This is a genomic window from Bordetella genomosp. 13 (genome assembly GCF_007679965.1).
Lineage (GTDB): Bacteria > Pseudomonadota > Gammaproteobacteria > Burkholderiales > Burkholderiaceae_B > Bordetella.
In genome coordinates this window covers 1-25,204 of sequence record NZ_VEHL01000006.1, presented here as the reverse complement: position 1 = coordinate 25,204, position 25,204 = coordinate 1, and the positions used below count along the sequence as shown (strand labels likewise).

General features: G+C 68.5%; 25 protein-coding genes and 1 tRNA gene. 7 read left to right on the top strand and 19 right to left on the bottom strand.

Annotated features, from left to right (window positions below; all coding sequences use genetic code 11):
* Nucleotides 1-118 precede the first annotated feature (118 nt).
* The gene (locus FS845_RS15345; RefSeq protein WP_144636835.1) at nucleotides 119-1,516 is read right to left on the bottom strand and encodes a GTPase/DUF3482 domain-containing protein; all 1,398 of its coding nucleotides are present in this window, start codon (nucleotides 1,514-1,516) and stop codon (nucleotides 119-121) included.
* Nucleotides 1,517-1,626: 110 nt separating this feature from the next.
* Between FS845_RS15345 and FS845_RS15340 the strand changes: the two genes are divergently transcribed.
* The 3 genes from FS845_RS15340 (at nucleotide 1,627) to hemF (ending at nucleotide 4,297) form a co-directional block, all read left to right on the top strand.
* Nucleotides 1,627-2,238 carry an OmpW/AlkL family protein gene (locus FS845_RS15340; RefSeq protein WP_144636833.1) on the top strand — a complete coding sequence of 204 codons (612 nt, stop codon included), beginning with the start codon at nucleotides 1,627-1,629 and terminating at the stop codon, nucleotides 2,236-2,238.
* Nucleotides 2,239-2,250: 12 nt separating this feature from the next.
* Nucleotides 2,251-3,315, top strand: a complete 1,065-nt coding sequence (locus FS845_RS15335; protein WP_144636831.1) for a fatty acid desaturase — start codon at nucleotides 2,251-2,253, stop codon at nucleotides 3,313-3,315.
* A 61-nt stretch (nucleotides 3,316-3,376) separates the two neighbouring features.
* Complete coding sequence (gene hemF / locus FS845_RS15330) at nucleotides 3,377-4,297, top strand: oxygen-dependent coproporphyrinogen oxidase (RefSeq protein ID WP_260986314.1); 921 nt, start codon at nucleotides 3,377-3,379, stop codon at nucleotides 4,295-4,297.
* 20 nt (nucleotides 4,298-4,317) lie between these two features.
* On the opposite strand, the gene FS845_RS15325 is transcribed toward hemF, so the two are convergent.
* From FS845_RS15325 to FS845_RS15285, 9 genes are all read right to left on the bottom strand, one after another.
* The gene (locus FS845_RS15325) at nucleotides 4,318-5,106 is read right to left on the bottom strand and encodes a substrate-binding domain-containing protein (RefSeq protein WP_144636827.1); all 789 of its coding nucleotides are present in this window, start codon (nucleotides 5,104-5,106) and stop codon (nucleotides 4,318-4,320) included.
* Nucleotides 5,107-5,141: 35 nt separating this feature from the next.
* Nucleotides 5,142-6,452 carry an MFS transporter gene (locus FS845_RS15320; protein WP_260986298.1) on the bottom strand — a complete coding sequence of 437 codons (1,311 nt, stop codon included), beginning with the start codon at nucleotides 6,450-6,452 and terminating at the stop codon, nucleotides 5,142-5,144.
* A gap of 333 nt (nucleotides 6,453-6,785) precedes the next feature.
* Nucleotides 6,786-7,517 (bottom strand): helix-turn-helix domain-containing protein, encoded by a 732-nt coding sequence (locus tag FS845_RS15315; protein ID WP_144636825.1) that lies wholly within the window; start codon nucleotides 7,515-7,517, stop codon nucleotides 6,786-6,788.
* Nucleotides 7,518-7,656: 139 nt separating this feature from the next.
* Nucleotides 7,657-9,078 carry a DUF2868 domain-containing protein gene (locus FS845_RS15310; protein WP_144636823.1) on the bottom strand — a complete coding sequence of 474 codons (1,422 nt, stop codon included), beginning with the start codon at nucleotides 9,076-9,078 and terminating at the stop codon, nucleotides 7,657-7,659.
* On the bottom strand, nucleotides 9,065-9,457 hold the full coding sequence (locus FS845_RS15305) for a YkvA family protein (RefSeq protein ID WP_144636821.1): 393 nt from the start codon (nucleotides 9,455-9,457) through the stop codon (nucleotides 9,065-9,067). Before FS845_RS15305 ends, FS845_RS15310 begins: the two co-directional genes overlap by 14 nt.
* A 191-nt stretch (nucleotides 9,458-9,648) precedes the next feature.
* Nucleotides 9,649-9,724 (bottom strand) — tRNA-Asn (locus FS845_RS15300).
* Nucleotides 9,725-9,804: 80 nt separating this feature from the next.
* Nucleotides 9,805-10,947, bottom strand: coding sequence for a CaiB/BaiF CoA transferase family protein (locus FS845_RS15295; protein WP_144636819.1), 1,143 nt, complete (start codon nucleotides 10,945-10,947; stop codon nucleotides 9,805-9,807).
* Between the two features lie 10 nt (nucleotides 10,948-10,957).
* Nucleotides 10,958-11,941 carry a Bug family tripartite tricarboxylate transporter substrate binding protein gene (locus FS845_RS15290; protein ID WP_144636817.1) on the bottom strand — a complete coding sequence of 328 codons (984 nt, stop codon included), beginning with the start codon at nucleotides 11,939-11,941 and terminating at the stop codon, nucleotides 10,958-10,960.
* Between the two features lie 133 nt (nucleotides 11,942-12,074).
* Entirely contained in the window at nucleotides 12,075-13,769 is a 1,695-nt protein-coding gene (locus FS845_RS15285; protein WP_144636815.1) for an acyl-CoA dehydrogenase family protein, read from the bottom strand.
* Between the two features lie 117 nt (nucleotides 13,770-13,886).
* On the opposite strand from FS845_RS15285, the gene FS845_RS15280 reads away from it, so the two are divergent.
* Nucleotides 13,887-14,762: a LysR substrate-binding domain-containing protein gene (locus FS845_RS15280; RefSeq protein ID WP_144636813.1), complete on the top strand. Its 876-nt coding sequence runs from the start codon at nucleotides 13,887-13,889 to the stop codon at nucleotides 14,760-14,762.
* Nucleotides 14,763-14,810: 48 nt separating this feature from the next.
* Here FS845_RS15280 and FS845_RS15275 read toward each other — a convergent pair whose 3' ends face one another.
* From FS845_RS15275 to FS845_RS15235, 9 genes are all read right to left on the bottom strand, one after another.
* Nucleotides 14,811-15,662: an OBAP family protein gene (locus FS845_RS15275; protein ID WP_186332298.1), complete on the bottom strand. Its 852-nt coding sequence runs from the start codon at nucleotides 15,660-15,662 to the stop codon at nucleotides 14,811-14,813.
* Nucleotides 15,659-15,934: a hypothetical protein gene (locus FS845_RS15270; protein WP_144636809.1), complete on the bottom strand. Its 276-nt coding sequence runs from the start codon at nucleotides 15,932-15,934 to the stop codon at nucleotides 15,659-15,661. Before FS845_RS15270 ends, FS845_RS15275 begins: the two co-directional genes overlap by 4 nt.
* A gap of 225 nt (nucleotides 15,935-16,159) precedes the next feature.
* The gene (locus FS845_RS15265; RefSeq protein WP_144636807.1) at nucleotides 16,160-17,143 is read right to left on the bottom strand and encodes a Bug family tripartite tricarboxylate transporter substrate binding protein; all 984 of its coding nucleotides are present in this window, start codon (nucleotides 17,141-17,143) and stop codon (nucleotides 16,160-16,162) included.
* Between the two features lie 112 nt (nucleotides 17,144-17,255).
* Nucleotides 17,256-18,167, bottom strand: a complete 912-nt coding sequence (locus FS845_RS15260) for a LysR family transcriptional regulator (protein WP_144636805.1) — start codon at nucleotides 18,165-18,167, stop codon at nucleotides 17,256-17,258.
* Nucleotides 18,168-18,242: 75 nt separating this feature from the next.
* Entirely contained in the window at nucleotides 18,243-19,367 is a 1,125-nt protein-coding gene (locus FS845_RS15255) for a CaiB/BaiF CoA transferase family protein (protein ID WP_144636803.1), read from the bottom strand.
* Nucleotides 19,367-20,158 carry an enoyl-CoA hydratase gene (locus tag FS845_RS15250; RefSeq protein WP_144636801.1) on the bottom strand — a complete coding sequence of 264 codons (792 nt, stop codon included), beginning with the start codon at nucleotides 20,156-20,158 and terminating at the stop codon, nucleotides 19,367-19,369. Before FS845_RS15250 ends, FS845_RS15255 begins: the two co-directional genes overlap by 1 nt.
* A gap of 106 nt (nucleotides 20,159-20,264) precedes the next feature.
* Nucleotides 20,265-20,555: a hypothetical protein gene (locus FS845_RS15245; RefSeq protein ID WP_144636799.1), complete on the bottom strand. Its 291-nt coding sequence runs from the start codon at nucleotides 20,553-20,555 to the stop codon at nucleotides 20,265-20,267.
* A gap of 66 nt (nucleotides 20,556-20,621) precedes the next feature.
* Entirely contained in the window at nucleotides 20,622-21,581 is a 960-nt protein-coding gene (locus tag FS845_RS15240) for a hypothetical protein (RefSeq protein WP_144636797.1), read from the bottom strand.
* Nucleotides 21,582-21,696: 115 nt separating this feature from the next.
* Complete coding sequence (locus FS845_RS15235; protein ID WP_144636794.1) at nucleotides 21,697-22,458, bottom strand: autoinducer binding domain-containing protein; 762 nt, start codon at nucleotides 22,456-22,458, stop codon at nucleotides 21,697-21,699.
* 239 nt (nucleotides 22,459-22,697) lie between these two features.
* Between FS845_RS15235 and FS845_RS15230 the strand changes: the two genes are divergently transcribed.
* The 3 genes from FS845_RS15230 to FS845_RS15220 all read left to right on the top strand — a co-directional run bounded on the left by FS845_RS15230 (nucleotide 22,698) and on the right by FS845_RS15220 (nucleotide 25,121).
* Nucleotides 22,698-23,102, top strand: a complete 405-nt coding sequence (locus FS845_RS15230; RefSeq protein WP_186332297.1) for an NUDIX domain-containing protein — start codon at nucleotides 22,698-22,700, stop codon at nucleotides 23,100-23,102.
* Between the two features lie 145 nt (nucleotides 23,103-23,247).
* Nucleotides 23,248-23,745, top strand: coding sequence for a type III secretion system chaperone (locus FS845_RS15225; protein ID WP_144636790.1), 498 nt, complete (start codon nucleotides 23,248-23,250; stop codon nucleotides 23,743-23,745).
* An 11-nt stretch (nucleotides 23,746-23,756) separates the two neighbouring features.
* Nucleotides 23,757-25,121, top strand: a complete 1,365-nt coding sequence (locus FS845_RS15220) for a hypothetical protein (protein WP_144636788.1) — start codon at nucleotides 23,757-23,759, stop codon at nucleotides 25,119-25,121.
* Nucleotides 25,122-25,204: the final 83 nt, after the last annotated feature.

The window sequence follows — 25,204 nt, the reverse complement described above, 5'->3', positions numbered from 1 at the left end:
CATCCAGCAAATCCGGCGGCGCGGCCGCGGGGCCGCACCTTGCAGGCCGCACCTTGCAGGCCGCGCCGATGTACGTCGCATCTTACGTTTAAGCGTCAACCAATTTGGATTGGGGTTATCACTCGGTCGGATCGGCCTGCGCCATGTCCTGCGCCAGGTGATCGGCCAGTTCGGCCAGCTTCAGCTTGCGGCGGTCGTCGTCCTCGTGATGCGCATTCAGCGCGGACCACGTGGGCCGGCTGCGCGCTTCGGCCAGCGCGTCCGGCAGCGCGGCGCGCCGCCACGCGTCGTCGGCCGGCTGGTCCAGGCGCACGGGGTCACGCGCGGCGTGGCCGCGCCGCTCCAGCGCCTGGATCAATTGCCGCTGGCGTAGCGCCAGCAGTCGCAGCACGGTATCGTCCACGCTCAATTCGCGATGGCCGCGCATGCGGTCGGCCATGCGCTGGCCCAGTTGGCTGACGCCTTGCCACAGGCCGCCGGCGGCCGCGCCCAGCAGCATGCCGGCGCCGAAGCTCAGTCCCCCGACGGCCAGGTCGACGGCCGCGCCGGCCATCGCGCCCGCGGCGGCGCCCACGCCCAGGCGCACGCCCATGTCCTTCACCGCCTGCGGATGGAAGAGATCCATGCGCCAGCGTTCGCCCGCCAGCGGCAGCGCGTCGGCGGCGTAGTCGCCAGGCCGGAAGTTGTACAGCGCCAACAGGGCTTGCGAGGCGGCCTGTTCGCGCAGACGCACCTGCTCGCGCAGGGTGTCGGTGGCCGCGGCCACCGCGTCGGGTTCGTCCGCGACCGTCAGGCGCAGCGCAGCGGCGTCGATCAGCAGGTCGGCGGACACGCGGCAGGCGTCGGCGCGGCGTTGCGCGCGTTGCCGCGACAGGGCCCGGGCGATGCGCTCCAGCAGGTCCGCGTGCGGGTGCAGCAGCATGGCCAGGCGGCCATACAGCCGCGCCTCGCCATCCAGCGGCGGCGCCACTGTGTCGAACTCCAGCACGGCATGCAGACCGAGCCGCGACATGGCGTCGCGCCAGGCCTGCGCGCGATGCGCGGGCGCCTGCACGAAATTCAGCACGGGCAACAGCGGCCGACCGCAGGCGGCCAGCAGCGCCAGTTCGTCGCGATGCTTGCCCAGCACCGGATCGCGCGCATCGATGACGTACAGCGCCGCGTCGCAGTCCAGCAGCTTGGCCAGCACGCGCGCCTCCTGCTCGAAGCGGCCGCGCGCCTCGGGCGAGTCCAGGAAGCGGCGCACTCGCGCGGGGCCATCCAGCCGCTGGCCGGGGTCGTCCAGCCGCTCCAGGTATTCGAGCAGCGCGATGCTGTCTTCCATGCCCGGCGTGTCGTACCACTCGACCGTGGCGTCGTCGCCCGCGGCCAGCCGCACGCCCTCGACGTGGCGCGTGGTGCCCGCCGAGTCGGCCACCTGGCCGAACGCGGGATCGCGCGTCAGCGTGCGCAACAGCGAGGTCTTGCCGGTGTTGGTGTGGCCCACCACCGCGATCTTCAATGGCGCCTCAGCCATGGGCGCGCTCCGAGGCCGCGCGCGGGCCGGGCGTGGAAAACTTGATCTGCCGCAAGGCGCCGCCAGGGCGCCGATGGAATGATGGCTGCATCCTCAACGAGAGCGTAGTCATGAACATGAAGAGCATCAGAATAGCCTGCGCGGCCGCCCTGCTGGCATTGGCCGGTGGAAATGCCGTGGCAGCCCAGGGCGACGTCCTGGTCCGGTTGCGCGTCCTGCACGTGGCGCCGGACGTGTCGACCAACGATACGTTGTCAGCGCTGGACGCGGGTGTCAAACAGTCCACCGTGCCCGAACTGGACCTGACCTACATGTTCACGGACCACCTGGGCGCCGAACTGATCCTGGGCACCACGCGCCACCGCCTCGCCTCCAGCGCGGGCAGCCTCGGCAAGGTCAGCCTGCTGCCGCCCACGTTGACGCTGCAATACCACTTCAACCCGGACGGGCGCTTTCGGCCCTATGCGGGCGCGGGCGTCAACTACACGCGCTTCTACGACAACAGCCTGTCCGCGGGGGGCCAGCGCGTACGCATCGACCGCGACAGCTTCGGCCCCGCGCTGCAGCTGGGCATGGACATCGGCCTGGACGACGACTGGTTCATGAACGTCGACGTGAAGAAGCTGTGGATCCGCACCGATGCCTCGCTGGCGGGCGCCTCGCTGGGCACGCTGAAGATCGATCCCTGGCTGGTCGGCGTGGGCATCGGCCGGCGCTTCTGAGGTCGGCGGGACATGACGCATTTCCACGAGCCGGTCCCGCCCGGCGCGCCGTTGCCGCACCGCAAGGTGCTGCGCGACTGGCTGGCGCCGCTGGTGACGCGCACGTACGCGTATCCCGTGCTGCTGTTGCTGCTGGACTATGCGCTGCTGGCGGCGGCGCTGGCCGGCGTGGTGCTGGCGGAAAGCGTACTGCTGAAGATCGCCTGCGGCATCGCCGCGGGACTGGTCATCGGACGCCTCTTCATCATCGCGCACGACGCCTGCCACCAGAGCCTGACGCCGTCGCGCCGGCTGAACCGCTGGCTGGGCCGCATCGCCTTTTTGCCGTCCCTCACGCCGTACAGCCTGTGGGAAGTGGGCCACAACGTCGTGCACCACGGCTACACCAACCTGAAGGGCTTCGACTTCGTCTGGGCGCCGCTGACGCAAGCCGAGTTCGACGCCCTGCCGCGGCATCGCCGGTGGATGGAACGCGTCTACCGCAGCGGCTGGGCGCCAGGGCTGTACTACATGATCGAGATCTGGTGGCGGCGGCTGTTCTTTCCCAGCCGCGCCTCGATGCCGACGCGCCGCCCCGTGTTCCTGCGCGACTGCCTGCTGGTAGCAGTATTCGGCGCATCCGCCGTAGGCCTGGCGTGCTGGGCCTCGCTGGCCACGGGGCAATCCGTGCCGCTGCTGCTGGTCCTGTGCGTGGCCTTGCCGTTCTTCGTCTGGTGCACCCTGGTGGGCTTCGTGCTGTATGCCCATCACACCCACGTGCGCGTGGGCTGGTACGACGATCGCACGCAATGGGGGCGGGCGCAGCCCTTCGTGTCCACCACCGTGCACCTGACCTTTCCACGGCCGCTGGGCGCCCTGCTGCATCACATCATGGAACACACGGCGCACCACGTGGACATGAGCATTCCGCTGTACCGCCTGGACGCGGCGCAGCGCACGCTGGAGCACATGCTGCCGGACCGCATCGTCATCCAGCCGTTCTCGCTGCGCTGGTATCGGGACACCGCCCGGCGCTGCAAGTTGTACGACCTGCGTACTCATCAATGGACCGACTTCCATGGCACTCCCACTTCCTGAACAGGCCCACCATGCGCTGGGCCGGCGGATCGCGCCGATCGGCGTCGCCGCGGACGACAACATCGACGTGCTGGCCGTGCGCGGCTATCTGGTCGACCTGCAGCAGCGCATCGTGGCGGCGCTCTCCGAGTTCGACGGCGAACCCTTCGAGGTCGACGAGTGGGCCCGGCCCGCGGGCGAGGCGCTGCGCGGCCAGGGCCGTTCGTGCGTGATCGAGAACGGCGGGTTCTTCGAGCGCGGCGGCGTGAACTTCTCGCACGTGCGCGGCGATGCGTTGCCGCCGTCCGCCAGCGCCGGCCGTACGCACCTGGCGGGCCGCGCCTTCGAGGCGCTGGGCGTGTCGCTGGTGCTGCATCCTCGCAATCCGTACTGCCCGACCGTGCACATGAACGTGCGGCTGTTCTGCGCGCAGTCCAAGGGCCATCCCCCCGTGTGGTGGTTCGGCGGCGGCATGGACCTGACGCCGCACTACGGCTTCGAGGACGATGCAAGGCATTTCCACCGCGCCTGTCGCGATGCGCTGGCGCCGTATGGCTCGGATCTCTACCGCAGCTTCAAGCTGTGGTGCGACGACTACTTCTACCTGCCGCACCGCGGCGAGCCGCGCGGCGTGGGCGGTATCTTCTTCGACGACTTCTGCGAGCTGGGCTTCGATGGCGACTTCTCGCTGCTGCGCAGCGTGGGCGACGCCTTCCTGGGGGCCTATCTGCCCATCGCGACGCAGCGCCGCGACACGCCCTACGGCCAGCACGAGCGCGACTTCCAGGCCTACCGGCGCGGCCGCTACGTCGAGTTCAACCTGGTGCTGGATCGCGGCACGCTGTTCGGCCTGCAGAGCGGCGGGCGCACCGAGTCCATCCTGATGTCCATGCCGCCCAACGCCGCCTGGCGCTATGCCTGGCAGCCCGAGCCAGGGTCGGCCGAGGCGCGCCTGTACGCGGACTTCCTGGTGCGGCGCGACTGGCTGGCGGGCGGGCGCTGAGGCGCCCGCGCCGCACGCGCTCAGTTCGCGGCGATGGAATCCAGGCCCGTCTTCCTGAGGGTGGCCTGGGCCTGCGGCGAAGCCAGGAACTTCAACAGGTCCGCGGCTTCCTTTGCGTGCTTCGATTCGCTGGGCACGCCGCCCGCGTAGCGCGTGACCGACTGCACGGAGTCGGGCACCTTGCCGACGAAGGTCACGCCCTTCTCGGGCAGCAGTTCGGCCACCTGCTGGAAGCCCAGGGCGTACTTGCCCGCGGCGACCTGCGAGGCCACCGGGATGCGCTGCACCTTGTGGCCCTTGTCCTTGACCTGGTCTTCGATGCCCAGCTTCTTCAGCATCTCGCGCTCGATGTAGACGCCGCTGGCGCTGTCGGAATAGGCGAACGACTTGGTGGCCAGCAAGGCCTTCTTCAGGCCTTCCTCGGTGGAGATGTCCGGCTTGGCCTGTCCCTTGCGCACCACCATGCCGATGCGCGAATCGGCCAGCTCGACGCGCGAGGCGGCATCCACCTGGCCCTTCTTCACCAGGTCGTCCAGCGCGTAGCCCACCATGATGACCACGTCCGCGGGCTCATGGCGCGACAGGCGGTTGGGAATCGCCTGGTGCGTCGTGCCCATCGACGGACCGTGCTCGGTGACCAGCGTGTTGCCCGTGGCCTTGGTGAACTCCTTGCCCAGTTCCTCGTAGGCGGCCGAGAAGCCGCCGGAGATCAGCACGTGCAGTTCCGCCGCGTGGACGGCGGGCAAGGCCAGCGAGGATGCCAACAGCGTCCCCGCCAGGGACAGGGCGCGAAAATGGATTCTCTTCATGTCTGCTCCAGTCGTGTGAAAAGCCTGCGTGGTCTTCAGTGGGCGGGCGCGCTGGCAGGCGCTTGCGTGCCGCGGCGCCCGTACAGGGCCAGCGTAGCGCCGAACGCGCAGGCCGCGGCGATCGTCACCCACCAGCCGGGCGCCGCGCGGTCGCCCGTGACGTGGATGAGGCCCGTGGCGATCTCGGGCGTGAAGCCGCCGAAGATCGCCGTGGCCAGGCTGTAGGCCACCGAGAAGCCCGCCACGCGCACCGCGGCCGGCATCACTTCCGTCAACGCCACCACCATCGCGCCGTTGTAGATGCCGTACAGGAACGACAGCCACAGCAGCACGCCCAGCATCTTGCCGAAGGTGGGGCCATCGGCCAGGTACGACAGCGCCGGATAGGCGCTGACGATGGTCAGCGCGGTCATCGCCAGCAGCACGGGCTTGCGGCCGATGCGATCCGACAGCGCCCCGCCGATGGGCAGCCAGATGAAGTTTGACACGCCCACGCACAGCGTCACCAGCAGGCTGTCGGAGGTGCTCAGGTGCAGCACGCTCTTGCCGAACGTGGGCGCGTAGACGGTGATCAGGTAGAACGCCGTGGTGGTCATCGCCACCAGCAGCGCGCCGCCCAGCATCAGCTTCCAGTTCTGCACCAGCGACAGCCACGATTCGCGCAGGTCGGGGCGATGCGTGCGGGTCTTGAAAGCTTCGGTCTCCTCCAGGCTGCGGCGCAGCATGAAGATGAACGGGATGATCATGCAGCCCACGAAGAACGGCACGCGCCAGCCCCAGGCCGCGATGGTGGCGGTATCCATCCAGTGGTTCAACGCGAAGCCCAGCGCGGCGGCCACCACGATGGACACCTGCTGGCTGCCCGACTGCCAGCTGGTGTAGAAGCCCTTGCGGCCCGGCGTGGCCATCTCCGAAAGATAGACCGACACGCCGCCCAGCTCCGCCCCCGCCGAGAAGCCCTGCAGCAGCCGGCCGGCCAGCACCAGCAGCGGCGCCAGCGCGCCCAGCGTCTCGTGGCCCGGCACGAAGGCGATCAGGATCGTGCCGCTGGCCATCAGCGACAGCGTCACGATCAGCCCCTTGCGGCGTCCCACGCGGTCGATGTAGGCGCCCAGCACGACCGCGCCCAGCGGCCGCATCAGGAAGCCCGCGCCGAACACGGCGAAGGTCTGCATCAGCGACGCGAACTCGCTGCTGGCGGGAAAGAACACCGCCGCGATCTGGGTCGCGTAGAAGCCGAACAGGAAGAAGTCGAACTGTTCGAGGAAATTGCCGGCCGTCACGCGGACGACCATGCGCGCCAACGCGAGCCCGGAAGGCCGCTGCGCCGATGCAGACTGTTGCATGCTCTCGTTCCTTTTGGGAAGGCAAGGCGAGCAACGCATCCGGCCAGGCTCGGGAAACGCTGCCGAACGGCGGATGCGATGGGCAGCCACGGTGCACTCGGAGCGCGGATAGCGGACCTTGCGCCTGTGCGCTGCCTTCACTTCGCCGTGCGGACGGCGCGGTGAAGCACGCCACCGGGCACGATTGCCCGGGCCACATTTGTGTATGTGGCTACGTTATTCCTTGGAACTGAACGCCACGTTAAAAAGGGGCGCAACCGCGCACCAGGCTGTGACCAGGCGTGTCGGCCGGGTTCGCGGCGTGCGGGATGAACGACCTTTTCAGGCCTCGGGCTAGACGCGCTGCAGGCCTTCGGCGTCGAGGATGCGGATCTGCTTGCCGCGTACCTCGATAAGTTGCTCGTCCTGGAAGCGCGACAGCATGCGGCTGACCGTTTCCAGTTTCATGCCCAGATAGCTGCCGATCTCTTCGCGGGACATGCGCAACTTGAATTCCATGTCGGCATGGCGCAGCGTGCGCAGCCGTTGCGAGAGGTTCAGCAGGAAGGCCGACACGCGTTCCTCGGCGCGCATGCTGCCCAGCAGCGCCATCAGTTGCGAGGCGCGCACGATCTCGCCGCTCATCAGGCGATGCAGGTGGCGCTGCATGGCGCGCATCTCGGCGCACAGGCGCTCGAGCCGGCCGTAGGGAATGATGCACAGCATGCCGTCTTCCAGCGCCACCGCGTCGGCGGTGTGTTCGCTGGCATGGATCCCATCCAGGCCCAGCGGTTCGCCCGCGATGTGGAACCCCGTGATCTGCTCGCGGCCGTCGCGCAGCGTGACCACCGTCTTGAAAGCCCCCGCCTTGATCGCATACAGGTTGCGGAAGGCGTCGCCCTGGCGATACAGCGTCTGGCCGCGCGTGATCTTGCGCGAGGCGCAGACCAGCGCGTCCAGGCGCTCGAAGTCCGCCGGCGTCAGGTCGTCGGGCATGCAGACGTCGCGCAGCGCGCAATTCGAGCACGCGACGGGATCGGCCGACCGGGGAGCGTCGGGGCAAGCGGAAAGGGTCAGGGGGAGCATGGCGTAAGCCTGGAGAGGCGCTGAGTCGTCACCATCATACCCCTATTTCGAGTAGGGATATTTGATCCAGCGCAAGGTTCCGCGAATTCGTCGAAGCCTGTTGTTTTTACGGTCCACGCCCAGGAACCGCGAATCGCATTCAGGCCTGCGCCGTCGACGCCAGCCATTGCAGCGGCGCATCCGAGTCCGCCAGGATCGCCTCGGGCGGCAGGCCCGCCTCCTGCAGGCGGGCGCGCCAGGTCGCGCTGCGGTCGGCGGACGCCGGGTCGTCGAAGCCGGCCGACAGCCATACGCGCGTCTGCGCCGCCTTGCCGGACAGGTCGGCGATCAACGCCAGGGTGCCGCGGTCGGGGGTCTGGTGTGCATCGCAGGCCAGCAGCAGCCGCGGCGCGGCGCTGCGCGCCAGCGCGTCCAGCAGTGCATTGCGCTGCTCGCGTGTGTCCAGGATGCCCGCGTCGTGCGCCTGCTCGGGCAGCGGCTCGGGCGGCCAGGGCGTGCCGGGCGGCAGCTCGATGCCGGCCAGCACGGCATGGCCGGCCAGGTCGGGCAAGGCCTGCGCGGCGACCACGGCCGGGGTGCGCAGTGGTCCGGCGGGCTGGTCCAGTCCGATGGATTCCGCGGGCGGCTGCAGGCGATCGCGCAGGGCCGCATAGCCGGGCAGTTCGGGCTCGATGCGCAGGCGGCGCAGCGCACGCGCCGCCATGATCATGCACACCAGTCCCGCCAGCAGGCGCGGCACGATGCCATAGCACACCACCAGGCCCAGCAGCCACACGGCCCACTGCGCCTGCGCGCCGGCGGGCAGGGCCTGCACGCCGTCGCTGGCCCGCACCATGGCGGGATCCGGCGTGCTGAAGCCCAGCTGCGCCGGCAGCCAGCCCAGCGCCGCCACCAGCCGCACGAAGGTATCGGGCTGCAGCAGCGTCGTGGCCCACACGAAGCGGTAGCTGGCGGTGGACAGCATGGCCAGCAGCACGGCCAGCGCGGCGCACAGCGCGGCCAGCCACAGCAGGTGGCTGGCCGCGCCGAACAGCCAGCGCAGCGCGCCGGCGCGGGCCAGCAGGTTCAGGAGCGCCTGCGGCACCAGCGCGGAATCGGGGCCGCGCGCCAACTTACGGGTTGTCCACAGCCACAGCCGGCCCAGGCCCGTGGCCCCCGTGCGGCGGATGGCGAAAGTGGCCAGCCACAGCACGAACATCAGCGCATGCAGTCCCAGCAGCGCCGAGCCGGCCCACAACACGTTCACGGGCCGGCTGCCGTCGCCGAGGGCGCCCAGCGCGGCGCCCGCGCCGGCCAGCAGCGTGGCCAGCACCAGCAGGATGAAGGTGAGCGCGGCGCCCTGGCGCCAGCGGCCCAGCAAAACGTCCAGGCCCTCGCGGCGCGCCAACAGGTGCGCTCGCAGCAGGATGCGCGAGACCAGCGTGCCGCCGGCCAGGCGCGCCTGGCGCACCGCGTCGGCGTCTTCCAGCGGCCCCCAATGCGCTTCGCGCAGCCGCACGGCCTCGGCCAGCCAGTGCGAGGCGGCGCCTTCCGGCCGTGCAGCCGCGTCAGGAGGCGGCATCGGTGTGGGCAGCGGCCTCGGGGATGGGTTTGCCGCGGGTCCAGCGCGCCATCGTGTCGCTGGCGCGCTGCTTGACCTTGTCGTCGATGGCAAAGGCCACGGCGGTCAGGGCGGCGGCCATCACGGTCAGATCGTCCGTGTAACCCACCAGCGGCGCGAAATCGGGAATGGCGTCCAGCGGCAGCACGAAATAGCCCAGCGCGCCGTAGATGGTGCGGCGCGCCCACTTGGGCGTATCGGGGCTTTGCGCGCCGTAGTACAGCCACAGCGCTTTCTCCAGCGCCTGGCGGCCGGCGGCCGAGGCCTGGCCGGTCAGCTTGCGCCAGAAACGGCGCTCGGAATAGGCGTTTTCGTAAGAGTCGGTGTCGACGGTCGGCATGGAGGCATCCCCGGCAAAGCGGCCGGCGGCCTGCGGGCCGCCAGCGTGAAAAGACATTGTAGATGTCTATTGGAGTGCCATAGGCCGGGGGATGTTCCCCTGCGGGCGTGCCTGCGCCGCGGCCGGGCGGCCCAAAGAAAAACGGCCTTTCGGTGTCGCCACCCAAAGGCCGTTCGTCGTACTGAATTTCTTGGCTCCCCGAGCTGGATTCGAACCAGCGACCTGCGGATTAACAGTCCGTCGCTCTACCGACTGAGCTATCAGGGAACAGGAGGACCGCGATTATGCACGAAAAAACGACCCCGTGCATGCGCGGCCGGATCGAAGGCGGTTTTGTTGCCTTCCCGTCACACGGATTCGCCGGGCAAGGGGTCGAAGTCCTCGCCTGGCGTCAGCGGGGCATGCCGGTAGGTGGCCGGCGTGCGGCCCAGCTTCACGGGCGCGCCCAATCCGCGGTAGTGCTCGTCCATCTCGACCACCATGCCGCGGTGCGCCGTGTGCGGATGATTCAGCGCGGCGTCCACCGGCAATACCGGCGCGGCCGGCACGTTCGCCGCCATCAGTCGCGGCACCAGCGTCTCGGCCTCGAAGCCGGCCAGCGCGGCCTCCAGCGCTTCCTTCAGCGCCACGCGGTTCGTCGAACGTCCGCCCGCGCTGGCGTAGCGTTCGTCCTTCGCCAGTTCCGGCCGGCCAAGAACGCCGCACAGCGTGACGAACTGGCGGTCGTTGCCCACCGCCAGGAACAGCGGCTCGGTGGCCGTGCGGAACGTGTCGTACGGATAGATGTTGGGATGCGCGTTGCCGGTGCGCCGCGGCACGCGGCCGTCCATGAACCAGTTGGCCGCATGCGGATGCAGCAGCGACACGCCGCTGTCGTACAGCGAGGCCTCGACGAACTGCCCCTGGCCGCTGCGCTGCCGCTCGTTCAGGGCCAGCAGGATGCCGATCACGGCGTTGAGCCCCGTCACCATGTCCACCACGGGCAGGCCCACGCGCAGCGGCTCGCCGCCGGCCTCGCCGTTGACGCTCATGATGCCGCTCATGGCCTGGATGGCCGCGTCGTAGCCGGGCAAGGCGCCCAGCGGGCCATCGCCGCCGAAGCCCGACACGCGGCACCAGATCAGGCGCGGAAAGCGCTGCGACAGCGCCTCGTAGCCCAGGCCCCAGCGCTCCATCGTGCCGATCTTGAAGTTCTCCAGCAGCACGTCGGACTGCGCGATCAGCGCCAGTAGCCGCTCGCGGTCCGGCTCCGTGGCCAGGTCCAGGTGCTGCACGCGCTTGTTGCGGTTCAGCCCGAAGTAGTAGGACGCCACGCCGTCGCGGAACGGGGGACCCCAGGTGCGCGTGTCGTCGCCCTGCGGCGGCTCGACCTTCAGCACGTCGGCGCCGTGGTCGCCCAGGATCTGCCCGCAGTACGGGCCGCCCAGAATGCGCGACAGGTCCAGCACGCGCAGCCCGGCCAGCGAGCCCATGTTGATTGCACTGCTCATGCCGTGTTCCTCAGTTGACCTGGGCGCCGGATTTCTCGACGACCGTCTTCCACTTGGCCTTCTCCTGCGTGATGAACTTGCCCAGCGCCTGCGGGCTGTTGTCCGCCGCGGACTCCAGGCCCTGCGCGGCGAACAGGGCTTTCACCTTGTCGGAGTGCAGAGCCTGCACGAAGGCCTTGTTCAGCACCTGCACGCGATCGTCGGGCGTGCCGGCAGGCGCGACGATGCCAAAGAACACGCTGACGTCGTAGCCCGCATAGCCTTGTTCCGCCACCGTGGGCACGTCGGGCAATGCCTGCGAGCGCTTGGCCGTGGTCACGCCCAGCGCGCGCAGCTTGCCGTTCTCCACGTAGGGCTTGGCGGTCAGCACGTCGGTGAAACTCATGGTCACGTGGCCGCCCAGCAGGTCGGTCAGCGCCGGCCCCGTGCCCTTGTACGGCACGTGCAGGATGTCCGTGCCGGCGATGCCGTTGAACATCACGCCCGCCAGGTGCGACGACGCGCCGCTGCCCGACGAGGCAAACGTCAGCTTGCCGGGATGCGACTTCGAATACGCCACCAGCTCGGGCACGGTCTTGGCCGGCACGCTGGGGTTCACCACCAGGATGTTGGGCAGGTAGCCCACGTTGACCACCGGCGCGTAGCTCTTGACCGGGTCGTAGTTCAGGTTGCTGTACAGGCTGGAGTTGATGGCCAGCGGGCCCGAGGTGCCGAACATCAGCGTGTAGCCGTCGGGCGCGGCGCGCGCCACGTATTCGGCGCCGATGTTGCCGTTGGCGCCGGCGCGGTTTTCCACGATCATGGGCTGGCTGATGAAGTTCGAGATTTCCGCGGCCAGGGTGCGGGCCATCGCGTCGGTGGGGCCGCCGGGCGGGTATGGAATCACCAGCATCACCGGCTTGGCCGGGAAGCTCTCGGCGGCCTGCGCCGGCGGCAGCGCGGCCGCGGACAGGATGGCCGCGGCCAGGGCGGACAGGAAGATTCGCTTGTGCATGGATGTCTCCTTTGTGCATGCCGCATGTCGCGCCGGCTTGCGTGCCGGTGGATCGCGGTGCTGTTATGGGGGTGAAGAAAACCAGGATGGCGGCGCCGGGTTGCAATACACGGCGGCGCCGCCGTGTTCGGGATCAGGCGGGACTGGCGGCGGCTTGGCGCGGGCCCTCGGCCCACGCGGTGGGCAGCGCATCCGGCGCCAGCGGATCGCGCGGCAGCACGCGGTGGCGCAGCGCCAGCTGCGCCCAGCGCAGCCGGTCCGCCGAGCCGGTCCGCGAAGCCTCCCAGGCCATGGCGATGCTGCTGGTGCAGTGATACAGCGCGGACGCGGCCTGGCGCGCCAGCGCATCGCCGCCTTCCTGGGCCGCGGTCTCGGCCAGCGCGCTGGCGGCGTCCAGGGCGCCTCGCGATGCCTGCGCGAACGCGGGCGCCACGGTCGCCTGTTCCAGCAGCGACGCCAGGTGCGCGCGCAGCACGGGCAAGGAACCCTCGCGCTTGATGGCGCGGATCACGTCCAGCGCCACGATGTTGCTGGTGCCTTCCCAGATCGATCCCAGGTGCGCGTCGCGCAGCAGGCGCGGATCGCTCCATTCCTCGATGTAGCCGCAGCCGCCGCGCACTTCCATCGCATCGCCCGTCACCTTGCGCGCGTCGCGGCAGGCGCGGAACTTGATCATGGGGGTCAGGATGCGCAGCAGCGCATAGGCGTCGGGTTCGCCGGCATCCGAGCGGGCCAGCGCCTGCGCGGTCTGGAACACCATGGTGCGGGCCTGTTCGGCGGGCACGCGCAGCTTGTCCAGCTGGCGGCGCATCAGCGGCATGTCCTGCAGCGGCTTGCCGAACGCGCGGCGCTCGCGCGCAACGAACTCGGCCTCGGCCACCGCACGCCGCATCAGGCCCGCCGCGCGCACGCCGTTGGACAGGCGCGAGTTGTTCACCATGTCGGCCATCTGCACGAAGCCGCGGCCGGGCTCTCCCACCAGGTACGCCAGCGCTCCCTCCAGCCGGATCTCGCCGCTGGCCATCGAACGCGTTCCCAGCTTGTCCTTCAGGCGGATGATGCGATAGGCGTTGGCGCTGCCGTCGTCCAGATGGCGCGGCAGCAGGAACAGCGAGATGCCTTTCATGCCGGCGGGCGCATCGTCGGGCCGCGCCAGCACCATCGCGAAGTCGGCATCCGGGTTCGAGCAGAACCACTTGTCGCCATGCAGGCGCCAGTTGCCGTCCGCGTCGCGGCGCGCTTCGGTGGCCGTGGCGGCGATGTCCGAGCCCGCGCCCTGCTCCGTCATGAACATGGCGCCTTGCGCCAGTTCATCGAAGTCCAGCGAGGTCAGGCGCGGCAGATAGCGGCGCACCAGGTCGGGGTCGCCGAACTTGCGCAGCGTGCGCGTCAGCGAGTCCGTCATCGATACCGGGCAGCACAGGCCGAACTCGCACTGCACGAACAGGAACGTCAACGCGTACTTCACCGCCGGCGGCATCCTGCCCCGCCAGCCCAGCGTTTCCTCGCGATGCGACATCGCGCCCAGGCCGAACTCGCTGAAGGCCAGGCGCTCCATCTCGACGTAGGCGGGATGCTTCAGCACGCGCTGCTCGTCCAGGCCGCTGCGCGAGCGGTATTGCAGCGTGGGCGGGTTGTGGTCGGCCGTGCTGGCCAGTTCGTCCAGATGGCTGCCCGCCAGCTCGCCCAGGCGGACCAGGTGCGGCGTCATGTGCGCAAGCAGGTCGGCCGGCAGGTACAGCGGCAGCAACTGCAGCAGCTCCCGGTCCGTGGTGTAGAAATTCTCGCCGCGCCGGTCGGGCACGGGATGCGGGGTGGTGTCGGACATGCCGAGGTCTCCTGATGACTGCTTTTTCGGGTCATTCTAGGGAGGGCGACGATAGCTATCCAATATTGATTTAGTTTTGTACGATTTTTAAATCGTATCGTTGAGCGAGGTCCGGGAATGGAATTGCGCCACCTGCGCTACTTCTCCGTGCTGGCCGAAGAGCTGCATTTCGGCCGCGCCGCGGCGCGCCTGTCGATCTCCCAGCCGCCGCTGTCGGTGGCCATCCGGCAACTGGAAGACAGCGTGGGCGCGCGGCTGTTCGAACGCAACAACAAGGAAGTGCGGCTGACCGCCGCGGGGCGCGCCATGCAGGCCTCCGCGCGCCAGATCCTGGCGCAGACCGAGGAGGCCGCGCTCGAGGCGCGCGACGCCGCCGCGGGGCTGGCCGGGCGGCTGCGCATCGGCTTCGTCGGGGCCATGCTGTATCGCGGCCTGCCGCAGGCGCTGCGCAGCTTCCAGGCGCGCTATCCGGGCGTGCGCATCAAGCTGACGGAACTGAACTCGGGCGAGCAGATCACCGAACTGATGCAGGACCGCTTGGACATGGGCTTCGTGCACACCAGCCGCCTGCCGGACGAACTGGAAAGCCGGCTGCTGCTGTCCGAGCCCTTCGTGTGCTGCCTGCCCGAGAAACACCGCCTGGCGGCCAGGCGCACCGTACGGCCGGCGGACCTGGCGTCCGAGCCGCTGGTGCTGTTCGCGCACAGCATGTCGCCCGACTATCACGACCGCGTGCTGTCCATCTGCGCCGAAGCCGGGTTCCGCCCCGACGTGCGGCACGAGGTGCGGCATTGGCTGGCCGTGGTGTCGCTGGTGGCGCAGGGGCTGGGCGTGGCGCTGGTTCCCAAGGCCCTGGAGCGCTCGGCGCTGGGCGGCGCGGTATTCCGTCCGCTGGCGGGCGGGGTGGCCCGGTCCGAGTCGTACGGCGTCAGCCGGCGGGACGCGGACAACCCGCTGATCGCGCGGCTGCTGGACGCGTTCGGCGAATCCTAGTCGACGACACCGCGGCCGGGCGCGCCAGGGATGCGCCCTGGCGCGCGTCTACCCGCGGCCCGAGGGGCAGGAATCCCCATTCCGTGCCCAGGGATCAGGGCCGTCCTGACCGGGCGTTCGCATCCGGCGCCACTCGGCCGGGCGTTCGCCCGGGTTGCCCTGGTGATCATGCCGCTGCCCCGTCGGATCCGCGAACTGGATGATCTTGCCGGCTTGCCAGGCATCCGCGCCCGGCAGCACCTCCGGCGTGGGGATGTCCTCGCGGTTGGCACGCTTGTCGACCGTATCGATGCCCAGCCGCTTGTTGCGGGCCTCGACCATGGCCTCGTTGGCCTGCCCATCCTGCGTGAAGCCCATCATCAGCTGCGGCGCGCCCAGCGGCAGCGTCTTGTCCTGGTCGGTATGCCAGGTGTGTATGGTCTTGCCGTAGGTGTGCACCAGCTTCTTCATCAGCGCATGCTCGGCCATCTGCGGAATGCCGGGCGCCACGAGCTGCCCCGATTTCACTTCGTGCACGTGGCTGTGCCAAAGCGGCTTCTCGGCCTCGGGCAGCGTCTTGAACACCTTGTCGCTGACGATGTATTCGATTCCCATCAGCTTGGCGTCGCCGACATTGCCGTCGTAGATCACGCACTGGATCATGTCGTCGTTCAGGATCGTGCAGTAGTGGTGCGCCTCCATCTGCGCCTGCGGACGGCCATTGTAGAAATGGAACCCGTCCAGATAGGCGTTGATGGCGTCGATGGGCGGCTTGTCCTGCAACACCTCCGCGCCCGTCTCCAGGACGGCGGTGCCGGCTTTCTTGTCCTCGCCCGGCGCGGCGACCGGCGACTCGGTGTCCCGGTCCTTGCAGGCCGCCAGGCAAAGCAGCGCCGCGGCGGCCACGTAGCGCCGTTTCACAGGAAGCACCAGGCCAGGCTGTATCTCCCGCGGGCGACAGGCGTCTGGCCGGGAGGGATGGACGGCGGCACGATGTCTGGGCCGGGGGCGGGGGTGGGATCGATCTCCGGTTGCGGATCGATCGGCGGCACGACGTCAGGGCCCGGTTCGCCCGGGGGCGTTTCGGGCGGCGAGGGCATCGGCGTGGGATCGGGCATGGGCGGCACGGTGTGGAAGTGCACGCTGGGGGGCGCAGGCTGGGCGCCGGACAGGCCAAGGGCGGATTGCATCATGAGGGGCGGCTCCAGTCGGGGAGTGGAGCCCCTTGTGCGCAAACCGCGTACCCAGGCCCGCCGCGTCGGCGCGCCGCCTCGTCGTTGGCGGTGGCGCAAGAAGCGCCTTCCGGACCGGCCCGCGATCCGGCGACGATGGCCTGCGCGGCGTGAGGGCAGCCAGGCCGAAGTGCTTATTTCAACGGGCCGTAAATCAGGCCGCTTCCTGCTGCGACGCGCCGCGCGTCATTGCGGTTCGATCTTCGCGTCGACCGCGCGCTGCGTCCAGATCTTGCGCTGCGCCAGCGCGAAGGCCCGGTGATCGTCCACCGAGTTGGGCGAGACCTGCATGCCCAACGACTCGAAGCGCTGCACGACTTCCGGCTCGGCCAGGATCGCGGCGATTTCCTTGTTCAGCTTCTGCACGATGGCGTCCGGCGTCCTGGCCGGCGCGGCAACGCCCACCCAGACGACCAGGTCGAAGTTCTTGTAGCCCAGTTCGGACAGCGTGGGCACCTGCGGGAAGGCCTTGGAGCGCTCGTGCCCCGTGAACGCCAGCCCGCGCAGCTTGCCGCCCTGCATGAAGGACGTGACCACGGACAGGTCCGCGAACAGGTAATCGACGTGGCCGCCCAGCAGGTCGGTCACGGCCGGCGGCTGGCTCTTGTAGGGCACGCCGTTGGCGGCGGCGCCGGCCACGGTGTTGAACGTCGCGCCCGCGATCTGGCTGGTGGGCGAGCCGTATGCGTAGTTCAGGGCCTTCTGCTGCGTGGCCTTCACCAGGTCCTTCAGCGACTGGTACGGCGCATCCTCGCGCACCACCAGCATCATCGGAATGGTGGCGATGCGAATCAGGTGGATGAAGTCGCCGGTGGGATCGAACGGCAGCTTGCGGAACAGCGCTGGCGTGGCCGAGTGCGTCGAGCTGCTGGTCAGGATCAGCGTGTAGCCATCCGGCTGCGCGCGCGCCGCGAACGACGCGCCGATCGTGCCGGACGCGCCGGGCTTGTTCTCGATCACGATGGGCACGTTCAGGCGCGGGCCCAGCTTCTCGGAGATGATGCGCGCGCTGGTATCGGTGGCGCTGCCCGGCGAGAACGGAACGACGATGGTGATGGGCTTGTCCGGATAGCCCTGTTGCGCGTGCGACAGGCCGGCTGCTGCGGTGCCGGCCAGCGCGAAGGCCATGGCCAGCAGCTTGCGGCGCGATGCGCCGATCGATCGAATCATGCTTGTCTCCTGTGGGACCGCGGACCGGCCTCTTGGTACGAGGCCGTATGATGCGCGCCGCCCGCTTATCCCAACAAGGGACTAATTTTCATAGACTCATTCCAATCCGGGATCAATGCCTGCCGGATTGGCGCAGCCGCAGATAGTCTTCGGTGGCTTGCAGGAAGGCCGACGCGGCCAGCGACAGGCGCGCCGTGCGGCGCTGGATCAGCCACAGCTCGTGTCCGTGCAGGCGCGCGCCGTCGATGTCCAGCACGCGCAGCCCCAACTGGCGCGCCACGTCGCAGGCATAGCCGGGCACCACCGTGATGCCCAGTCCTTCCCCCACCAGGTTGAGCGCCGACAGCAGCATGCCCGCCTCGATGCGATAGCGGAATTCCAGCTTCAGGTCGGCGGCCACGCGGTCCAGGCTGCGTCGCACGCTATAGACGTTGCGCAGGGTGATGTGATCGTGCGCCGCCACGTCCTCCCACGACACCTTGCGCCGGCGCGTCAGCGCATGGTCGGGCGCGCAGACGGCATACATGGTGTCGCGATAGATGACGCGGGTGCTCAGTTCATCCGACGCTGTTTCCAGCGACACGATGCCGAAGTCGGCGCGGCCGTTGCGCACGTGCTCGATGGTGTCGTCGGTGGACAACTCGAACAGTTCCAGCTTCACGCTGGGATGCGCGCGATGGTAGTCGGCCACCACCTGGCCCATCAGCCCGACCATCATCAGCGGCGAGGTCGCCACGCCCACCGTGCCGCGTTCCAGCGAGCGCAGGCCCGACATGGTGCGTTCGGCGGCGCGCACCGTGCCCAGTATCTCCTGCGCGTAGGCATAGAACTCGGCCGCGCCGTCGCACGGCGTCACGCTGCGCGTGGAACGTTCGAACAGGGGCTGGCCGATCTCGGCTTCCAGTTCGGCGCAAAGCTTGCTGACGGCCGATTGCGTGACGAAGGCCGCGCGGGCGGCGGCCGTGAAGCTGCGCAGTTCGTACAGCGCGCAGAAGACGCGCAATTGCTTGAGGGTGATGTTCATGGTTGTGCGTGGGCGCCGTGGCGCGCGCTGCCCGATGCGGCACGCCACGGGCCGTGCATGCCGGTCGCGGCGCGGCTACAGGATATCGCGATCCGCGTCCTGGCGCGGCGCGGGCCGCCGTATCGTGCCCGGCGTTCGCGAGAAGCGCACGGGGATCGACGTGGCCAGCATCGGGCCTTCCGTGGGATGCTCCACGTGCTGGAAGAAGCCTGTCGCCTTAAGGTGCGGATCGTCCAGCAGGGCCTCGGGCGCGTTCACGCGCGAGTGCGGGATGTCCGCGTCGGCCAGCAACACCAGCCAGTCCTCGGTGCCGCGCAGCGCGACGATGTCGGCCAGGTCCTGGTACAGCGCGTCGAAGTGGCGCGCCCGCGACGGCGCGGTGGCGTAGCGCGTGTCCTGCGCCAGGTCGCCGCGCTCGGCCAGCGCGAAGAAGCGCTGCCACTGCGCGTCGGTATAGGGCAGCAGCGCCAGATAGCCGTCGCGCGTGCGGTACGGACGCCGCTGCGGCGACAGCACGCGGCCGTAGCCCATCGGACCCAGCGGCGGCACGAAGCTGTGGCCGCCCAGATGCTCCACCAGCGTGAACGCGACCATGGTCTCGAACATCGGCACCTCGATGGCCTGCCCCTTGCCCGAGCGCTCGCGTTCGTAGAGCGCCATCGGAATCGCATAGGCCAGCGTCAGCCCGGCGACCTTGTCCGCCATGATGGTGTTGACGTAGGCCGGCGCGCCGCCGTTGCGGCCCTGCAGGTCGGCCATGCCGCTCATGGCCTGGATGATGTCGTCGAAGGCAGGGCGGCCCGCATAGGGCCCGTCCTGTCCGAAGCCCACCGCCGAACAGTGGATCAGCCGGCCGTTGCGCGCGCACAGTGTCTGCGCGTCCAGGCCCAGGCGCTTCAGGGCCGCGGTGCGCACGTTGGACACGAATACGTCGGCGCCGTCGATCAGGCGCAGCAGCCGCTCGCGGTCCTCGGGCTGCTTGCCGTCCAGCGTCACGCTGCGCTTGTTGCGGTTCAGGTTCAGATAGGCGGGGCCCATGCCGGCATGCGCGGCCGGCGCCGTCGTGCGGAACACGTCGCCCTCGGGCGCCTCGACCTTGATCACCTCGGCGCCCATGTCGCCCAGGATCTGCGTGGCATACGGCCCCATGGCGACCGACGTCATGTCCACCACGCGCACGCCGTGCAGGGGGCCCGCCATCACTGCCCCTTATGTTGCTTGCGGTTGACGAAGGGCGCCATGTACTGGCGCGGCTCGTCGGTGGTGAAGGCGTCGCCGAACACGGCCACGCTGCGGTCCAGGCCGGCCTGGATGCTGGATTCGCTCCAGTAGCGCAGCAGCGCCTTTTGCGACCGCACCGCGCGCGGGCCGCTGGCCGCGATGGGGGCGACGGTGCGTTCGACCAGGTCGTCGAGCCCGGCGGCCTCGCCGGCGAACTGCAGGAAACCCCATTTCAAGGCCTGCGCCGCGTCCACCGTCTCGCCCGTCAGCAGCAGCCAGTTGGTGGCGCCGGGGCCGATCAGCGCGGGCAGCAGCACCGCGTGGATGACGGACGGAATGCCGACGCGCACCTCGGGCATGCCGAACACCGCGTCATGCGAACCCAGGCGGATGTCGCAGGCCGCGGCCAGCTCCATGCCCGCGCCCAGGCAGAAGCCGGGAATGCGCGCGATGGTCGGCACCGGGATGTCGGCCACCGCGTCGCACAGGTCGCGCAGCCGGGTGATGAAGTCGCGCCCGCCCTCCGGATCCAGCTCGGCCATCTCGTAGATGTTGGCGCCGCCGATGAAGGCGCGCTCGCCCGAGCCACGTATGACGACCGCGCGGGCATCGTCCTGCGCGCCAATCCAGCGCGCCGCCTCGATCAGGCTCAGCGTCACCGCCGAGGCCAGGATGTTCAGGCTCTTGGCGTCGTGGATCTGCAGGGTGTAGACGCCACGCGCGTCGCGCGTGACCAGCGCGTGCGCGAAGGTGGGAATGCTCGCTGCCATGTCTCCTCTCCATCTTGGGGTGTACCCGTCGATGCTAGAGAGGCTGTTTGATCACGACAAACGATTAATTTTCATGGACTGAGTCGGGATTGGAATGAATGTTGGCCTAACGTTTCTTCAACACGCCAAAAGGCGTGTCGATCGCACCATCGTCCCGCATCTCATAAACGAGAGTGCCTTGCGGTGTCTGGATTTCGAGCTTCCTGCCCTTCAGTTCGTACTTCAGCTTGATGGTCATGCCCAGGCTGCTCTGTTCGACCGTGCCGTCCGAATGGAAGGTGTAAGTCACCATCTCGTTGCCGTAATCGCCGGACAGGCCGGCGCCGCAGGCGGCCAGGGTCACGCACAAGGCGGCCAGGGCGCCGCGCAGCGGCAGGGGGAAGCGCAAGATCGTCATGTCGGGTCTCGGGTGGAATCAGGGAATCAGGGAATCAGGGAATCAGGGAATCAGGGAATCAGGGAATCAGCAGCGGCCGGACGACGCGCCGTTGTAGCCGAACACGCCTCCGCCGGTGATCACAGGCTCGGCCACGTTCAGGGCTTCGCGCGTCGAGGCGCATTCCGTCTTGATGGGGCCCAGGGCACTGCCGGGAATCGTGAACAGAGGCTGGCCGGTCTTGCCGTCGTTCAGAGTGATCGCGTCCACGCCCAGGAACACGCGATAGCTGTAGCCATTCTTGGCGGGCGCCGCGCCCAGCACCTGGCCCTGATACTGGAGGGTTGCGCGCACCGTGTCCTTGCCATGCGCGCGTTGCGGCGCCAGCGCGGCCTCGACGCGGCGTGCCTCGGCCTCGTCGCGCGGCTTGTACAGGAAGCTGGCGGCCGCCGGCAAGGTGCCCACGAACACCGTTTCCCAGATGGCATTCACGTTGTCGCGCATGCTTTTGCGCAGCGTCATCGTGCTCTGTTCGCCCGACTCCAGCGGCGTCACCTCGAAGCCGCCTTTCTGGGCGTCATAGGGGGCGACCCATGCCGTCTGCAGGACGCGCACCGCATAGTCCTTGCGCTTCTGCGCTTCGGCATACGCGGCTTCCAGTTGCGGGGTGAGTTCCTTCAGGATGTCCGCGCGCTTGAAGCTGTCCTGTTCCTTGCGATAGGCGGGCGAATAATCCTGCGCCAGCGCCGGCAAATCCTTGGCCGCTCCGGCCCAGTACGCGTCGCGCAATTGGCCCGACAGGGCATCGAACACAGGCTCCGGCATGTTCTGGCGCGACAGGTCCAGCAGCGTGTAGGCGCGCTCGGCATCGGGGCGACGCGGCAGCGTGCCGTCGGCCGTCTTGGCGGCGGGCGCGGGGGATGCGGCAGCGGGTTGCGCCGGCGCCGGGGCCGCCGTGGGTTGCGCCTGGGCGGGCGTCTGCGCCTTGTCGCAGCCGGCCAGCACTGCGGCAATTCCGCAGGCGACGATCAAAGAAGTCGTTTTCATTTTCATGGGTAGTGACTCGCAGAACAGTGATCGGGTCGCGTTGCGGCGATCCGGTGTCGGTGTTGCGAATAGTGTCAGCAGCCCATGTGCGGCGACAGCTGTAAGAACTTACAGGTCAGGGCGTGATGATCTGCAATCCGATGGCGCGCGCCACGGCCTGGCGGCGATTCGCCGCGCCCAGCTTGCGGCAGGCGTTGCCGATATGGAACACGACCGTGCGCTCCGACACGTTCAGGATGTAGGCGATCTCCCAGGACGTCTTGCCCACGGCCGCCCATTGCAGGCAGTCCTTCTCGCGTGGCGTCAGCGCGGGAATCTGCTCGGCGCGATGGCCCAGCTGGATGCGGCGTACCGTCTCGTGCAGGTACATGGCCGTCATCGTCACCAGGCCGGCCATCGCGGCGGTATGGCGCTGCGAGCGTTCGGGCGGCAGGTCGCCCGCGATCGAGAACAGCGCCCTGTCGCCATGGATGCCTGCCAGCGGTACGGTGATGCCGCTGGCCAGCCCATGCTCGCGCGACTCGTCGAACACCGGATGGCGCCGATCCTCTTTCGACAGCCCGTCCCAAAGCAGTGGCAGCGTGCTGCTCGCAGTCAGTTTCACGATCGGATCCGTCTCGACGAACCGCGCCTCCTGGTAACGCTGGATCCAGGGGGTGGGATAGCTGGTGTGGATGCTTTCCAGGCCCAGCTGTTCGGCCCGGCGCACGCGTCCAGGATCGCGGAAGAAGCGCGGCGCGGGCGTTTCGGTCAGCAAGGGCGAATAGAAGAAGCAGCGATAGTCCAGCTGTTCAACATGGGACGCAAGAAACCGGTCCACCTCGGCGCGCGTGCGCGCGTGCAGCAGGGGCTCGAACATCGGCAGCGAGGCGCTCATTCTTTTGGGCGCGCAAACGCGCGGAGAGCTTGGAAAGCGCCGATTGTAGGCCGGAGGATGGCTTCGGCAGGCCCGCGCGTACTAAGATCGAAACGTGGATGCTGGACGAGGCACGTGTTGCCGCCGTGTCGGCGGGACCGGCTGCCGGGCGTGGAAAGCGGCCGCCAGATCGCCGCGGACGCTGTTGTCACGACGCGGATCCGGCGCATCCCTCCCGATTTTTTGCCAGGACCTGCCGCTTGATCACCAACATCAGCATTCTCGTGCGCGACCGCCTGGGTCGATCGCTTCTGCAAATGCGCGACAGCGCGGCTCCGATCGGCCCGTTGGCCTGGAGCTTCTGGGGAGGCGCGGTCGAGCCCGCGGACGCCGACCATCGGCATACGGCTTCGCGCGAACTGCAGGAAGAGCTGGGCATCGCCGCGCTGCCGGCCGATTTCATCGAGATAGGCCGGCGCACCGGCAGCGACGGCCAGGAGGCGCCATTGATGCTGCTTCCCCGTCCCGTCGAATGGGGCGACTTCCGCGTCATGGAGGGCGCCGGAGCCGGCTATTTCCACCTCGCCGAGATACGGCAACTGCCGGTCACCCGGTCGGTAGCCTGGTATCTGGCCAACAAGCCGGACGTTTTCGCGGTGACCTGAAAGCATGTGCAAGGCGGTGCAGGGCGCTGGAAATGCCGGATTCGTGGAACCTCCATGCGCGCCGCGTTACTGACTCGGGAATGGCCCGACATCCAGTATCGACCGGCGTCCGGATTGCCCCTGGCGCAACCGCTTGGAGAGAAGCATGCGCGCTGAAGTATTCCGAAGTCTCGTCGCGGATCTTGCCCGCTCGCTGGACAAACCCGAGTTGCCCGTCAACGACGCCCAGGTCTGCTCGATCCGGATCGATGCCGCGTGCTGGGTGCACATCAGCTACAGCGACAAGCAGGATGCCGTGCACTGGACTTCGGTAATGTGCAGCACGGCGGGGCGCGATGCCGCCGCGCTGCACCGCTACCTGCTGCAGTGCAATCTGGACGGCGCGTTGACGGCAGGCGGGTTCTTCGGCCTGAGCGAGTTGAACCAGGCGGTCGTGTACCGCTATCACGAGCCGCTGGAGTGCCTGCACGCCCAGCGCTTCGCCGCGATCTTCGAGACGTTTTCGGCCAACGCCGTGCGTTGGAGCGAGCGGTTGTCGGGCCGCATCGATCGGCTCGCGCCGCCTACCGCATCTTCGCAGGCCGCGGCGGGCGGCCTGTCCGGCAGCCCTCGCGGCTTGGATCCGTTGCTCAATCGCGCCTGAGGAGACACGGCATGGGTATCCAGAACAATGTCTCGAATCCGGTTGCGCTGGACCAGTGGCGCCAGATGGCGCAGGGCGGCGGCGATGCGCGCGTCGTGCTGGGCGATGCCGGCAGCCTGACCACGCAGGACATGCCCACGGACCAACCCGATTACGTCAGGCAGAACCAGGCCGCCTTCGACAACCTGTTCACTGCGATCCATGGCGAGGCGCCCGAGGCCGAGGACGTATTGCGCGGGCTGCTGGAGACGGCCCACGCCGAGGGCCGGCCGCTGACGCCCGCGATCATCGGCCAGGCGTTGCATGTGGCCAGCGACTTCGCGCCGCCCGGGTGCGCAGCCCTGTGCGCGAAATGGAGCGATATCGGCGGCACGGACGTGCTGTCTCCGCGCAGCGATCTGGGGCGGGCGTTCCAGGGCGAGCTCGAGGTCGTCATCGAAAACCGGCTGCTGCATCAGTACGGTCCGACCCCCAGTACCGAACAGATGCTGGCGGGGCTGGAGCAGATGCGCCAGGACATTCGTGACGCCCAGGGCCCCTGCGCGCAGATCAAGGAGAAGGTCGATTCGGTCCTGCGGGCCGTCCAGGAGCAATTGCGGTTTTCCGCGCAGGTCGAGGCATCCGGAAATCCCTGGGTCAACAAGCTGTCCAGTCCGTTGGCAGACGCGTACAAGCTCGTGATGGACGGACAGCACCATGACCGCGGCATGTATCACTTCGAGAATGAGCGAGGCTACATGGCCGGCATGCTGGGCGCCTTGAACAAGATGCTCCGCGAGGTGGATCAGCCATTGACGGCGGATATGTACGAGGCTCTGCACGACACCGCGGTGGCGGGCGTGCACCAGCGCGACCGAATGGATGGCGGCTCGGTGCTCAAGCCGGGTTACCGTGACAACGAGGGCGTCATGTTCGGGCTGGCGAGCAACAACTGGTCATTGGAAGGACGGGACGAATTCGATGCCTCGGACAAAGCGCGGGATCCCCAGCGGTGGATCGTCTTCCAGTGGCGCGACTCGCATGGCATGCCGACGGAATATCTGGTGGCCCAGGCGAAGCCGCAGCACGAATGCCGCCAGAAGGCGGCCGATATCATTGCTGCGTATCACCAGGAGATCCAGACGGCGACCGACGAGGTGTCGACATTGCGCTGTATCGCGAAATGCTGCCAGGACCTGGATCAGCACCACCTGTTTACCGACGGCAATATCCGGACGGCTGCGTTCCTGACGCTCAACAAACTGCTGCTGCAGAACGGCATGAGCCCGGCGCTGTTTCATGATCCCAACGTACTGGACGTCAATTCGATCGACCAGATCGTCGACTTCATCCGGGCAGGCCAGACCGAATACCAACAGTTGCTGTCGCAGGAGTGATCTAGGTGTGATGTTCCAATAGGTTGTTCACCCGGAAGAGTCTGGGAAACTGGAGTTCTCTACGCTTCAGTGACTCAGGAAAC

Coding starts and splice junctions, on each gene's coding strand:
- FS845_RS15345 (WP_144636835.1), bottom strand. CDS start 1,516: ATGGCTGAGGCGCCATTGAAGATCGCGGTGGTGGGCCACACCAACACC.
- FS845_RS15295 (WP_144636819.1), bottom strand. CDS start 10,947: ATGAGCAGTGCAATCAACATGGGCTCGCTGGCCGGGCTGCGCGTGCTG.
- FS845_RS15285 (WP_144636815.1), bottom strand. CDS start 13,769: ATGTCCGACACCACCCCGCATCCCGTGCCCGACCGGCGCGGCGAGAAT.
- FS845_RS15255 (WP_144636803.1), bottom strand. CDS start 19,367: ATGGCGGGCCCCCTGCACGGCGTGCGCGTGGTGGACATGACGTCGGTC.
- FS845_RS15235 (WP_144636794.1), bottom strand. CDS start 22,458: ATGAGCGCCTCGCTGCCGATGTTCGAGCCCCTGCTGCACGCGCGCACG.
- FS845_RS15320 (WP_260986298.1), bottom strand. CDS start 6,452: ATGCAACAGTCTGCATCGGCGCAGCGGCCTTCCGGGCTCGCGTTGGCG.
- FS845_RS15315 (WP_144636825.1), bottom strand. CDS start 7,517: ATGCTCCCCCTGACCCTTTCCGCTTGCCCCGACGCTCCCCGGTCGGCC.
- FS845_RS15265 (WP_144636807.1), bottom strand. CDS start 17,143: ATGATTCGATCGATCGGCGCATCGCGCCGCAAGCTGCTGGCCATGGCC.
- FS845_RS15325 (WP_144636827.1), bottom strand. CDS start 5,106: ATGAAGAGAATCCATTTTCGCGCCCTGTCCCTGGCGGGGACGCTGTTG.
- FS845_RS15270 (WP_144636809.1), bottom strand. CDS start 15,934: ATGATGCAATCCGCCCTTGGCCTGTCCGGCGCCCAGCCTGCGCCCCCC.
- FS845_RS15340 (WP_144636833.1), top strand. CDS start 1,627: ATGAACATGAAGAGCATCAGAATAGCCTGCGCGGCCGCCCTGCTGGCA.
- FS845_RS15240 (WP_144636797.1), bottom strand. CDS start 21,581: ATGAAAACGACTTCTTTGATCGTCGCCTGCGGAATTGCCGCAGTGCTG.
- FS845_RS15250 (WP_144636801.1), bottom strand. CDS start 20,158: ATGGCAGCGAGCATTCCCACCTTCGCGCACGCGCTGGTCACGCGCGAC.
- FS845_RS15220 (WP_144636788.1), top strand. CDS start 23,757: ATGGGTATCCAGAACAATGTCTCGAATCCGGTTGCGCTGGACCAGTGG.
- FS845_RS15260 (WP_144636805.1), bottom strand. CDS start 18,167: ATGAACATCACCCTCAAGCAATTGCGCGTCTTCTGCGCGCTGTACGAA.
- FS845_RS15280 (WP_144636813.1), top strand. CDS start 13,887: ATGGAATTGCGCCACCTGCGCTACTTCTCCGTGCTGGCCGAAGAGCTG.
- FS845_RS15310 (WP_144636823.1), bottom strand. CDS start 9,078: ATGCCGCCTCCTGACGCGGCTGCACGGCCGGAAGGCGCCGCCTCGCAC.
- FS845_RS15305 (WP_144636821.1), bottom strand. CDS start 9,457: ATGCCGACCGTCGACACCGACTCTTACGAAAACGCCTATTCCGAGCGC.
- FS845_RS15335 (WP_144636831.1), top strand. CDS start 2,251: ATGACGCATTTCCACGAGCCGGTCCCGCCCGGCGCGCCGTTGCCGCAC.
- FS845_RS15245 (WP_144636799.1), bottom strand. CDS start 20,555: ATGACGATCTTGCGCTTCCCCCTGCCGCTGCGCGGCGCCCTGGCCGCC.
- FS845_RS15225 (WP_144636790.1), top strand. CDS start 23,248: ATGCGCGCTGAAGTATTCCGAAGTCTCGTCGCGGATCTTGCCCGCTCG.
- FS845_RS15290 (WP_144636817.1), bottom strand. CDS start 11,941: ATGCACAAGCGAATCTTCCTGTCCGCCCTGGCCGCGGCCATCCTGTCC.